11 protein-coding genes are annotated in these 12,550 nt (G+C 32.5%); 3 read left to right on the top strand and 8 right to left on the bottom strand.

Going from position 1 to position 12,550, the window contains the following annotated elements:
• Positions 1-183: 183 nt before the first annotated feature.
• Positions 184-1,770: a phosphoenolpyruvate carboxykinase (ATP) gene (pckA, locus tag P8V03_RS13935; protein ID WP_318798616.1), complete on the bottom strand. Its 1,587-nt coding sequence runs from the start codon at positions 1,768-1,770 to the stop codon at positions 184-186.
• Positions 1,771-2,205: 435 nt separating this feature from the next.
• Here pckA and P8V03_RS13930 point away from each other — a divergent pair, with 435 nt between their 5' ends.
• Positions 2,206-3,057, top strand: coding sequence for a YitT family protein (locus tag P8V03_RS13930; protein WP_318798615.1), 852 nt, complete (start codon positions 2,206-2,208; stop codon positions 3,055-3,057).
• A gap of 168 nt (positions 3,058-3,225) precedes the next feature.
• Here the strand turns inward: P8V03_RS13930 and P8V03_RS13925 are convergent, their stop codons facing one another.
• The gene (locus tag P8V03_RS13925; RefSeq protein WP_318798614.1) at positions 3,226-4,122 is read right to left on the bottom strand and encodes a DMT family transporter; all 897 of its coding nucleotides are present in this window, start codon (positions 4,120-4,122) and stop codon (positions 3,226-3,228) included.
• 18 nt (positions 4,123-4,140) lie between these two features.
• Positions 4,141-4,884 carry a glycerophosphodiester phosphodiesterase gene (locus P8V03_RS13920; RefSeq protein WP_318798613.1) on the bottom strand — a complete coding sequence of 248 codons (744 nt, stop codon included), beginning with the start codon at positions 4,882-4,884 and terminating at the stop codon, positions 4,141-4,143.
• Positions 4,885-5,201: 317 nt separating this feature from the next.
• On the opposite strand from P8V03_RS13920, the gene P8V03_RS13915 reads away from it, so the two are divergent.
• Both P8V03_RS13915 and P8V03_RS13910 read left to right on the top strand, forming a co-directional pair.
• Complete coding sequence (locus P8V03_RS13915) at positions 5,202-6,560, top strand: Mur ligase family protein (RefSeq protein ID WP_318798612.1); 1,359 nt, start codon at positions 5,202-5,204, stop codon at positions 6,558-6,560.
• A 15-nt stretch (positions 6,561-6,575) separates the two neighbouring features.
• On the top strand, positions 6,576-7,310 hold the full coding sequence (locus P8V03_RS13910) for a type 1 glutamine amidotransferase (protein WP_318798611.1): 735 nt from the start codon (positions 6,576-6,578) through the stop codon (positions 7,308-7,310).
• A 61-nt stretch (positions 7,311-7,371) separates the two neighbouring features.
• Here the strand turns inward: P8V03_RS13910 and P8V03_RS13905 are convergent, their stop codons facing one another.
• From P8V03_RS13905 to P8V03_RS13885, 5 genes are all read right to left on the bottom strand, one after another.
• Entirely contained in the window at positions 7,372-8,142 is a 771-nt protein-coding gene (locus P8V03_RS13905; RefSeq protein ID WP_318798610.1) for a polysaccharide deacetylase family protein, read from the bottom strand.
• Positions 8,143-8,269: 127 nt separating this feature from the next.
• A complete protein-coding gene (galE, locus tag P8V03_RS13900) occupies positions 8,270-9,262 on the bottom strand; it encodes a UDP-glucose 4-epimerase GalE (RefSeq protein ID WP_318798609.1) in 993 nt (330 codons plus the stop codon).
• Between the two features lie 130 nt (positions 9,263-9,392).
• Positions 9,393-10,646 (bottom strand): helix-turn-helix domain-containing protein, encoded by a 1,254-nt coding sequence (locus tag P8V03_RS13895; RefSeq protein ID WP_318798607.1) that lies wholly within the window; start codon positions 10,644-10,646, stop codon positions 9,393-9,395.
• Between the two features lie 21 nt (positions 10,647-10,667).
• Positions 10,668-11,972, bottom strand: a complete 1,305-nt coding sequence (locus P8V03_RS13890; protein WP_318798606.1) for a helix-turn-helix transcriptional regulator — start codon at positions 11,970-11,972, stop codon at positions 10,668-10,670.
• Between the two features lie 268 nt (positions 11,973-12,240).
• Positions 12,241-12,405 carry a YtxH domain-containing protein gene (locus P8V03_RS13885; RefSeq protein WP_261673099.1) on the bottom strand — a complete coding sequence of 55 codons (165 nt, stop codon included), beginning with the start codon at positions 12,403-12,405 and terminating at the stop codon, positions 12,241-12,243.
• Between the last annotated feature and the right edge of the window lie 145 nt (positions 12,406-12,550).

Genomic DNA, 12,550 nt, shown 5'->3' with positions numbered 1-12,550 from the left:
AATCTTCCCTAACTTCATCATAGCACCTACCTTAAAGAAACCTGACTTATTTTCATAATCTAAAGTTTTATTTTAACATATTCTATTAGCAGCTACTACATTTTAAAGAAAAAACCTCGTTTTCTTTAGTTTCTACGAAAACGAAGTTTTTTAACAACTTACATATTTATTTTAAAATCCTGTCTACAGATAGTTAACAGTTTTCGTTCTTGGTGCTGCTTTAACTATTTCTTCCGGTACCGTATTAAATTTCTTAAAGTTATCATTAAATTTATCTGCAAGCTCATAAGCTTTAACATCGTAAGCTTCCTTATCTTCCCAAGTATTTTTAGGATTTAATAACTCAGATGGTACTCCTGGACATTCTTCTGGCATCAATACTTTAAATACTGGATGCTCAACATAATTAACATCCTTTAGCTTACCTTCTAAGGCTGCCTTAACCATAGTTCTTGTGTAAGAAAGCTTTATTCTGCTTCCCTTACCATATCCACCACTCAACCAGCCTGTATTAACAAGATAAACTTCTGTATTGTATTTATCTATTTTTTCTCCAAGAAGCTCAGCGTATACTGTTGGGTTCATAAGCATGAAAGGCTCTCCAAAGCAAGCTGAGAAAGTAGCTTTAGGCTCTGTTATACCTCTCTCTGTTCCTGCAACTTTGCTTGTATATCCTGACATAAAATGGTACATAGCTGCTTCCTTAGAAAGCTTGGATATAGGTGGCATTACACCAAAAGCATCTGCTGTTAAGAATATTATCGTGTTCGGGTTTCCACCAGTTCCACTTTTCTCTATATTTTCTATATATTCAAGAGGGTATGCCGCTCTTGTATTTTCCGTATATTTATTGCTATCATAATCTGGCTTTCTATTGCTATGAAGCTCAACATTTTCTAGTATTGTACCAAATTTTATAGCATTATAGATTTCTTTTTCCTTGTCCTTATCAAGCTTTATAGCCTTTGCATAGCATCCGCCTTCAAAGTTGAATACACCATTGTCACTCCAGCCGTGTTCATCGTCACCAATTAGGTTTCTTTCAGGATCAGCAGATAGAGTAGTCTTTCCAGTTCCTGACAATCCAAAGAATACTGCAGTGTTTCCGTCAGCTCCTATATTAGCTGAGCAGTGCATTGGCATAACTCCTTTTTCTGGAAGTAAGAAGTTCATTACTGAGAATACAGATTTCTTTATTTCTCCTGAGTACTGAGTTCCACCAATTAATACAATTTTTTTATCAAAATTTACTATAATAAATGCTTCGGAGTTTATTCCATCTTCTGCTCCCTTTGCCTTAAAGCCTGGTGCAGCAATAATATTAAATTCTGGAGCAAAGTCCATAAGCTCTACAACACTTGGTCTTCTAAACAACTGGTTTGAAAATAAGGCCTGTGAAGCTCTTTCGCACACTACTCTTATAGGCAAAGTATATTCCTTAGCAGCGCCTACAAAGCCATCAAATACAAATAGGTCCTTTTCCTTTAGGTACTCAGTAACCTGATTATACAAATTGTTGAATACCTTTTCATCTGTAGGTAGGTTTACTGTTCCCCAATTTATTTTATCTTCAGTGCTTTTTTGCTTTACTATAAATCTATCTTTAGGAGATCTTCCTGTGTATTTTCCTGTATATACCACTAAAGCTCCCTTATCCGATAATACGCCTTCTCCTCTTTTAACAGCAAACTCTGTTAACTCAGCTACGGATAAGTTTCTATACAAATTTTTATAATCATTAATATTTAAGTAATCTAAGCTAATATTCATTATTTACCCCCCTAGTAGTCTATACTTATATATTACAACACTGAGGGAAAAATGCAAGAAAAATTTTATTTTTAACCTGATTTGCCGTCATTTTCTTTTGCAACTTTCAATGATATATCACATTGCCACGTATTTACCTCAATAATGCTATACTTTTTGTTATGTGATACATTATTTTTGCAATTTTTTCTCATTGTGACTTGCAAAGCTAGTATGTTAATTAATTTTTTATATTTAATATCTGTGATAATACTTAAAAATTTAGTACATTAAAGTCTCATTAACCGGTGAAAAGGTATACATTATTCCTTAATGATAAAAGGTAACAAATTATTAATATTCCTCCTGTTGTTTATTAACATATTTTATGCTAATATCTTTTAGGCATGAATTTTAAATTTCAAAATTAATATTTGTTACGGGAGGGTTATCAAGGTGAAAAATAGAATTACAGAGTACTTTTTAATTATACTTGGAAGCGTTATTTCAGCTTTTACTACATATGCATTTATGATTCCTAGTGGAATAGGTAGTGGCGGAGTTACTGGTATAGCACTTTCCCTAAATCACTTATTTGGTGCTAAAGTTGGACTGACTACTATTTTAATTAATGTTCCTTTATTTATTTTTGGTTACAGACTTTTAGGAAGAAAGTTTACAATAAGAAGTGTTTTCGTGGTATTTGTGAGTTCCATACTCTTAGATAACATGAATTTATTCTTTAAACTACCTGCTCTTGAAGACAGATTACTTTCATCTATATTCTGTGGAGTACTTTTTGGTGTGGCAGCCTCTTTAATATTTATTGCTAAAGGCTCTACTGGTGGTCTAGATATATCTGCTAAGATAATAAATAACAAGTTTAAGTCCTTACAGCTTTCACAATTGCTATTAATCGAAGACATTATAGTTTATATTTTAGTAGGAATTGTAATGGGTCCAAGCTCCGTTATGTATGCTCTTATAATGAGTTTCGTAAGAACAAAAACTATGGATGCCATTCAAGAGGGACTTGCTTCTTCAAGACAGTGCGTAATAATCTGTGAGAATTCAGAAGTTATGATAAATGAAATTAAAACTAGACTTGTAAGAGGTGTTACTGTTTTAGATGCCGTTGGTGGGTATTCTAGTGGCAGTAAAAAGTTTATATATTTAGTTATTCAAAAGAATCAGCTTAACACATTGAGATCCATTGTAGGTGAAATTGAGCCAAACTCCTTTGTAACCATATCTCCAGTAAATACTATCATAGGTAATTTTACAAACAGAGCTTTAACTGTTCAGTAGATTTGAATATATTAAACATATTTAGTGCCTTTTCCAAGGTGGTATCTAACTGACCAATAGTTTTGATATACTAAAATAGTAATATAACTTTTAAATAAAAAAGCCCTTTACTTTAATAAAAAGTGAAGAGCTTTTTTATTATGTATTAATTGCAATAATACTTCATTTTTAAGATGCCTTTTTCGATACCATAGTTTCTTCCTGTCTTACTAAATGTATAGCATAAAATATGAGTACAGCTCCTAGAATCTGTGTTACTGACACACCCTCCTTTAAGAATATAAAGGACACTATTATAGAAGTTGGAATCTCTAGGTTACTTATTATGGAAACCTTAAGTGCTCCTATATGGTATATCGCTTCATACAATAAGGTAAGAGGTATTATTTCACATATAATTGCAAGTATAGTTGTGTATAATAAGCCTTCAAGCTTTATTTCTCCAGTAAATAAAATTTTAGGTGGTTTATATAAAATCAGTATCAGTAAAGAAAATAAGGTAGAATAAGCATTAATCGATAGAGAGTCTACATTGTCTAGTTTCTTTTCTGTATACAAATTCATGAAAGCATAGAAAACTGCGCTTAATAGCCCAAATATTAATCCCTTTATAGAATATTGAAATCCGCCAGATAAAATATTTAACGTCAAAACACAGCCTAGAAAGGCTGCTGCTATAGCCATAATCTTTTTTCTATTTATGTTTTGCTTTCCAAATACTACAGAATAAATAAAAACCATTATTGGATATGTAAATAAAAGCATTGTCACCATAGCCACTGGTAAATATTCAAAGGCCATGTAATAAAATATGGTCATAAAGGTATTCCCCACTCCACCCAGTACTGCCATATTTAATAGTTGCTTTTTAGTTACCTGGAGCTTTTTTCTATCCTTTAAAACCGCAGTTAAAAACATTAATGATACTGCTATTATGTACTGAACTGTAAGCAAGCTTACAGAGTCAAGACCTGTGTTATGGCCAAGCTTTACAAATATCCCTGCTGTTCCGAAAAGAACAGCAGACACTATAGAATAAATATATCCTTTTTTCAGAGTAATCACGTCCTTAGTCCTTTATATTTAAGGTAAATGCAGTATTGAAAGTATCCTTTTTAATTTATCATGATAGTTAGTAATTATACCATTTACCCCTAAGTTTATCATACTTATCATGTCCTTTTCTTCATTAACAGTGTACACATTTATAGGAATACCTTTTTCCGTCGTTCCTTTAATAATGTTATCATGGTAAAGAGTTGAAAAGTCTGGATGAAGTGCATCAGCTCCTACATATTCTGCATATTTCTCTGGCCTGTATAATATTTCACTATATAAAAGCCCTGTTTTTATCCTATTGTCTATTTTCTTACACCTAACCATTGAATAGTGATTGAAGGATGATAGTATACAATTATTCTCCATCTTATATTTGTATATTCTGTCTATAACTATTTCTTCCAGTGATGGATATTGTATTATACTATTTTTTAGTTCTATATTTATTAGTATGTTTTTATCCTTAGCAAAGTCTAAAAACTCATCTAAAGTCGGTATTCTACAGCTTTTAAATTTTCTATCCCTCTTTATACCTGCATCTAGTTTAGAAAGTTCTTTATAAGTATAGTCTTTTATGAAACCCTTTCCTGTAGTAGTTCTGTCTAAGGTCTCATCATGGCATAGAACTGGTATACAGTCTTTGGTAAGCTGTACATCTGTTTCCACACCATCACATTGTATCTCAACTGCTTTCCTAAATGCAAGCATTGTATTTTCAGGGTAAATACCACTGAAGCCTCTGTGGGCTATGTTCAAAACCTTTTTCACCTAATCATCTCCTTTGGGGACAGTTCACAACTATTCTACACTTCTTGGGGACAGTCTGCAATTATTCAACCTTTAATAGGGGACGGTCTACAACTATTTCAATAATTATAACCCCTCCCCTGATATATGCATTGTTAAAAAGTTGTAAACTGTCCCCCGTTACTCCATGTTGAAAAATTGTGAACTGTCCCCATTTATCTTGAATAATTGTGAACCGTCCCCATTTATTTTGTTGATGTAAAAAAAGTTATAATGTATTATAATATTTAAGTATCGTGATTAGTTTATACAATCTATCTGTTATTTATAAAAAGGTGGTGTGGAAAATTAATATCAAATCTTTTTTTAGTATATTAATTTCAAAGTTAGTAATAAAATTGTCTAGAGCCTTGTTTAAAGGTGGAAGTAATTTTCCTGGAAAGGTTGCTTTAAAATTAGATAGGGATATTTTAAAGACGGTATGCAAAGATTACAAGGTGCTTCTTGTAACAGGCACCAACGGAAAAACTACAACCACAAGTATGATATATAATATGCTTAAGGACAGCGGAAAATACGTTATAACAAATAATACAGGTGCTAATATGCTTCCTGGAATAGTTTCTTGTTTTGTAGAGAATTTCTCTTTTAGCAGATGTTCTGAGACAAAATATGCTGTTATTGAATGTGATGAAGCTAACGTGCAGTTTTTTACTGAATACGTAACTCCAGAGGTAATAACTATTACAAATCTTTTTAGAGATCAGCTAGACAGGTATGGTGAAGTTTATACTACTCTTAAGAAGATTCTTCAGGGTGTAGAAAAGGTTCCTCTATCAAATTTAGTTTTAAATGGCGATGAATCCCTTTTAGGAGATTTAGGACTGCCAAATAGAACTATTTACTACGGCTTTAATACTTCTCTAGATAACAACAAAGTTTTAGATTTAAATGCAGATGCGAAATTCTGTAAAAAGTGTAAAAGCCCTTATCAATACAACTATCTTACATATAATCATCTAGGAGATTTCTACTGCGAGGACTGCGGATATAAGAGACCTGCACTTGACTATACTGTAGACGAAATTAAAGAACAAACTCCTGAAGGCTCTCTCGTTGTCATAAATGGAAAGGAATATTACATAAACCAACCTGGAACTTACAATATATATAATGCTCTATGCGCATATTCTGTATCTAAGGTTTGTGGCGTTGAGAACGAAGTTATAGCTAACTCTCTAAAGAGTCAGCAAAGCAGCTTTGGAAGACAGGAGAACATAAACATAGAGGGTAAGGATGTAAAAATAATCCTAGTTAAAAATCCTGCAGGATATGATCAGGCTATAAATACTATAAGCCTAGATAAAAGAACCTTTGACCTAGCAGTATTATTGAACGATAACTATGCCGATGGAAGAGATGTATCCTGGATCTGGGACGTTAACTTTGAAAAGCTCAGCTCTCTTAGTATTGAAAAAATAATGGTAGCTGGAATAAGACTTTATGATATGGCTACAAGACTTAAAGTTGCTGGTCTTCCTTCTGAAAAGTTTACAATTTGTGAGGAATACGAAAAATTACTTGAGGAAATTAAAGGTTGTGAAACAGATAAAGTTTATATACTTGCTACTTATACTGCTATGATAAACTTTAGAAAATTCCTTAATAGTAAAGGATATATAAAAAAATTATGGTAAAGGGGTGCCGTTAAAATGGAACTTAACATATGTCATTTATACCCTGACTTGTTAAATGTATATGGTGACTTAGGCAATATTCTTATTTTAAAATATAGAGCTGAACAAAGGGGAATAAAGGTCAACGTATTCAACGTATCCTTAGGAGATCCCTTTGACTCAGATCAGTATGATATAACCTTTTTCGGCGGCGGTCAGGACTATGAGCAATCTATAGTATCTGAAGATCTAGACAAAAACAAAAAAGAAGGAATAACAGAGTATATTGAAAAAGGAAAGGTATTCCTAAGCATATGTGGAGGGTATCAACTATTAGGAAAGTATTACACCACTCCTGACGGTGAAAAGCTAGATGGCCTTGGAATACTGGATATATATACAGAAGGTGGAGATACGCGTTTCATTGGAAACACTGTAATTCACAATGAAGAATTTAACGAAACTTATGTAGGCTTTGAAAACCACTCTGGAAGAACTTACATTGGAGATTTAAAGCCTCTTGGTAAGGTAATCGCCGGTTACGGCAATAATGGTGAAGACGGCTATGAAGGTTGTATATTTAAAAATTGTTTCTGTACTTATTTTCACGGCTCTCTTCTCTCTAAAAATCCAGAGCTAGCTGACAGACTTATAACTACTGCTTTAAGCAGCAAGTATGAGGAAGTAAATCTATCACCTTTAGATGACAGCTTAGAACTTAGAGCAAAGGAATTTATTATTAAAAGAGAAAGCAAAAAGAAGGATTCTTAGAACCCTTCTCTTGTCGCTTAGTAAATAAAAGGGAAAACCTCTTAAAAGGTTTTTCTCTTTTTTATTTTCTATTTAATATTCCCATTCTCACCATCTTATCTTCCTCTGATGGTGTTAAATCGTCAAAGGTCCTAAAAACAAAACCTTCCTTTTGAAGGTACTTTATAACCTCTGGAAGAGCTTCTGCAGTAAATTTTTTATAGTAAGTATCATGCATTAAAACCACCGCAAAGTTTTTATCCTTGCACTGACTTATTATGTTATTTTTCACCTTTTCAACAGTAACTTGAGTACTTTCTGCATCTCCAGCACATACATTCCAATCAACATATTTTAAGCCATTATCATTTAGAGTTTTTTTTATACTTTCTAGGTTACTTTTACTTGTAACCAAGTTGTCAGAACCACCAGGTAACCTTATATAGGAAATAGGGTCTCTCCCAGTTACATTTTTTATAACAGTCCTGCACTTTTCAAAGTCCTTAATGTACTCCTCTAAACTTTTGTACATTATCTTATAATCATGAGAATAAGTATGTATGCCTATGCTCATTCCACTTTCACTTAATTCCTTCAACATTTTAGGATTTTCCTCGCTTTTCATTCCCACTATAAAGAAGGTAGCTCTTACATTGTTATCCTTCAAAGTCTTTAATATTTCCTTTGTGTTATTTTCACTAGGACCGTCATCAAAGGTTAGAAATACCTCCTTTGGGTGAATAGCTTTATCCTGTACTTCATTAGAATTGCAAGCTAAGACTTTCTTGTTAACAGTTGAAAAAATCATTAAAGAAAATAGAATTGCACATGTAATAGAAAAATACTTTTTCATAAAGTCACCCTCTTCCGTCATGCTGAATTAATTAAGCTTTTCTATTACATATGTTAACCCTTATTGTTCAAATATATTATAGTAAATAAAAGCACTGATGGAGGAATTGTCCTAACATTAATGGAAATTAATCCTCATATCCCTTTGGGTGAGTTTTGTGCCAATTCCAGGCAGTATCAATTATAGTTTCAAGAGAATCATACTGTGGCTTCCATCCAAGCTCCTTTTTAGCTTTATCAGAGGAGGCTATTAGCACTGCTGGATCTCCTGACCTTCTCTCTGCAATCTCTGACTTTATTTCCCTACCTGTAACTTTTCTAGCAACTTCTATGACTTCTTTAACAGAGAAACCTTTTCCATTTCCAAGATTATACACAGCACTTTCTCCGCCCTTTTCTAATCTTTTTAGTGCCAGTAAATGAGCTGAGGCTAAATCTGTAACGTGTACGTAGTCTCTTATACAACTTCCATCTTCAGTATTATAATCATCACCGTATATCATTATTTTATCCCTTTGTCCCAATGCCACCTGTAGCACTATAGGAATTAAGTGAGTTTCCTGCTTATGATGCTCTCCTATAGTTCCACTTACATGGGCTCCAGCTGCATTAAAATATCTCAAAGCAGTATACTTTATACCGTAAGCATTATCACACCACTTCAAAATCTTTTCCACTGCAAGCTTTGACTCTCCATAAGGGTTTGTAGGAAAAGTTTTATCACTTTCTATAATAGGAATATTCTCAGGTTCTCCATAGGTAGCTGCTGTAGATGAAAATACTATATACTTTACTCCGTGATCTTTCATAGCGTTTAATAGCCCTATTGTTCCACCAACGTTATTCTCGAAGTATTTCAATGGTTCATTCATACTCTCCCCAACTAAAGAATCTGCTGCAAAATCTATAACTGCATGAATTTTATTTTCACTAAAAACCTTATCTAAAAAAGCTCTATCTCTCAAATCACCAAAGTAAAACTTTTCTCCTACTTTATGGACTGCAGCCTCATGACCCTTTTGCAGATTATCTAGTATAACTATATCCTCTCCCTGTTCCTTCAAATAGGCTGCCATGTGGCTTCCTATATATCCAGCACCGCCGCAAACCAAAATCGCCATGTTTAAGCCCTCCTTTTTTGTTAGCTTATGTTAATTATATCAAATTAAAATTTTATCAACAACTATGTACCTTTTACTGGTAATAAAAAATCACCATCAAAACACATTAATTTGATAGTGATTTTATAAGTTACATCTTTTTTTCCAATTGTATCGCAAAATTAAAATATTTTATAGACTCGTTAATATTTTCCATGCGATGGTACATATCTCCCATTTCCATATATCTTTTATAAATCTGGCTATTGCTTGCAAACTTAAGAAGGGCATCTAAGGATAAATTCATATACATTTCTGCCGAATTAAGATTGCCTTCCCTCTCCAGTATCAACGCTTTATAATAGTAGGCCCTTTCAACGAATATAATATTATCTAAGGCTATTGCATAATTTAGTGCCTCATCACAAATACCTTGAGCTTTTTCTAATACATTGTTCTCAATAAGCTTATTAATATTGGTAAGCATGAAGCCTACAAGAAGCTCTTTATTATTTCTAGGATAACAATTTAGTGCTCTATTTACGTAGTTTATAGCCTTATCCCTAAGTCCTACACTAAACATAACCGCAGCATAATTGTATATTGCCTGAGCTTTATGCACCTGATCACTTTTATATAATTCATAGGATTTTTGTTCATATTCACTAAACTTATCCCTGTTTCTTCTAAGACAGAGCATAGCAAGCATATGATAAGCTTCTGCTTTCTTTATATCCGTTTCTATGTAATCCATTAAATCAATAAGTCTTATTGCTATTTCATAAGCTTTATCGTAATCTTCCAACATTAAATAACAAGCCGCTTCATTATAAGTTGCCCTAGAAAGAAGACCGTAGTTATCCCTAGATTTAGAGATTTTTCTAACATTGTTATAGTAACTAGCAGCTTGGGAAAATTCTTTAGTACTAAATAAGAATCTAGCTATATCCATATAATATACAGCTGATCTATCTTCTGTAAAGCACTTTTGTAAGTAATCATAATACTTTGAGATCATAAGATGTATCTTTTCGATTTTGTTTTGGTCAAGATAATAATTAAAAAGCAAATGTATAACCTCGAAGGATAAATCATAATAACAATATTCCTCTATATACTTTAGGTTATACTCTAGTATTTCCTCATATTCCTTTGAATAATGCTGTTTTTTTAGCTCATCAACATTTCTAACTAACTGAGTTCTTATATCTTGCTTCAAGTAATCTGGGTCCACCTGTAGTTTCTCTGCAATAAAATCTAATATCCATTCCTCCGGCTTAATTTTTCCATTTTCTATACAGCTCATTTTCGAAACAGATATCTTTTCTTCACATAAGTCTTTTAAGGTTAATCCCTTATATATCCTTGCCCTTTTAATTTTTTCCCCAGTAGAAAGTATCTCCATAATCCTCACCCTATCCACACATTAAGAATCTTTAAGTAACCCTAGCTTCTTAAACGTTTCCACGCCCTCATTTAGGTATTGAGCTGCATCTTTATCCCTACCGTTATCTATATAGAATTTTCCAAGCATGATAGATATTTCTGCAATTTCTTTTATGTAATCCATATTTTTAACGAAGGTTAAAGCTATAATTAAAGTATTTTCAGCTTCTTTAAGATCAGACTGAAGCATGTCCACTCTGTGTTTAAGCAGATAATAATCTATTAATGCTTTGTCAGTACCATCAGTAATGCTGTCCATTATTTCACTAAGAACTATTTTTGCGTTTGTAACATCCTTAAGTTTTATATAATTTTCACAGATACTTACAAGTGTTTCGACTATGCTAGTATCCTTGATTTTCATCCTAAGTTCCTTTGCTTTGTTCAAGTGTACAAAGGACTCCTCAATATTATCAAATTCACAGAATAACTTACCTAAGCTATTCTCTATTTTGGCAATATTTACCACATCCTCTATCTCTCTGTACACACTTAATGTTTTCTTTGAGTATTTAATAGCGTTGTCTACATCGCCTTTTTTATTGTATTCTTCAGACAGAAGCAGGAGAGTCTTTGCATATTCTTTTTTGTTATCCATCTGTCTAAATTTTTCTTTTGCAAGATAAGAATAGTTTATAGCTTTATCTACGTTTTCTAGTTTAAAATATATAGAAGCTATATGATAATATATCTGCCCTAATAAAAAATCATTTCCTATGTCATTTTCATTATAAACATTCTCCGCTTGCTGAAAATAGCCTGAAGATGAATGATAGGACTTTAATTCCGTAGTGATTTTGCCTAAGTTCATAAAGGTCTTAATAGTATCCTCATAGTTGTTATTCTTTATGAATATAACATTGGCAGAGAGGAAAAACTGCTGTGCCAGCGCATACTCGTCCTTTGACATATATATAATCCCTCTAAGATATAAATTTTTAGCCTTTCTATATTCAAGATTATATCTTTCCGCATAGTATAACGCCTTCTCTATATACTGCTCCCCTTGTCCCAAATCTTCATTGATTATATAAGATTCAGCGATATTTTCAAAGTAAGTGCAAATTTTTTCTGCCTGGGTCTCCTCTGATTCCATAAGATACTCAATTGAAGTATTTAATGATTCTGCTAAATACTCAAGTAAGTCCATACTTGGATTTGATTTTCCAGATTCAACAAGGCTAATTTGTCCCGGAGTTATCCTATCTCCTGCTAAATCTTTTAGAGTCATATTAAGTTCTTTTCTTCTTCTTTTTATCTTTTCTCCTAAAGACAGTATTTCCATAACTCACTCTTCCTTTACTACCTATCATATTAGATGGATAAAAACTTAACCCTTCGATAAAAATTACTATAGGTTGCTTATTTTATTATAACATATTTTTTTAATCATAATATAAAATTTTTTAATAAAATGTGATATTTTTCATTATATTGGCATTTTCTTCAACAATCTCCCAATATCTACATAATTTTTATATAGAAAAACTGCGTACTTTGGCACTGATAGGATGCTAAAGTACGCAGTTTTATAATATATCATAGTTAAATTTTTATCCCATTCTGCCTTTCATTCCATCAAAGGCATCCTCTGCTACATTTTTCATAAACTTTGCTGTTCTTCTTATTTTTCTTTTTGTTGATCTGTCAAGGTCTGGCATCATCATCATTCCAACTGCTGCTCCAACTATAGCTCCTGCTATAAACTTTCCACGCATATTCTAATCACTCCTTTTGCTTTTATACTTCATATATAGAATATGCAATTTTACATTTATTAAACAAAGAAAAATATAACAGCTTCCTTTTTATACAAAATGTTGTATTTTTCTTCGATAGTGTTAACTATAACAACAAATTAAG

Origin of the sequence: Clostridium tanneri, from assembly GCF_033659955.1 — a bacterium.
GTDB classification, from domain to species: Bacteria; Bacillota; Clostridia; order Clostridiales; family Clostridiaceae; genus Clostridium_AM; species Clostridium_AM tanneri.
The sequence above is the reverse complement of the archived record's forward strand: the minus strand, read 5'-3'. Positions and strand labels throughout refer to the sequence as shown.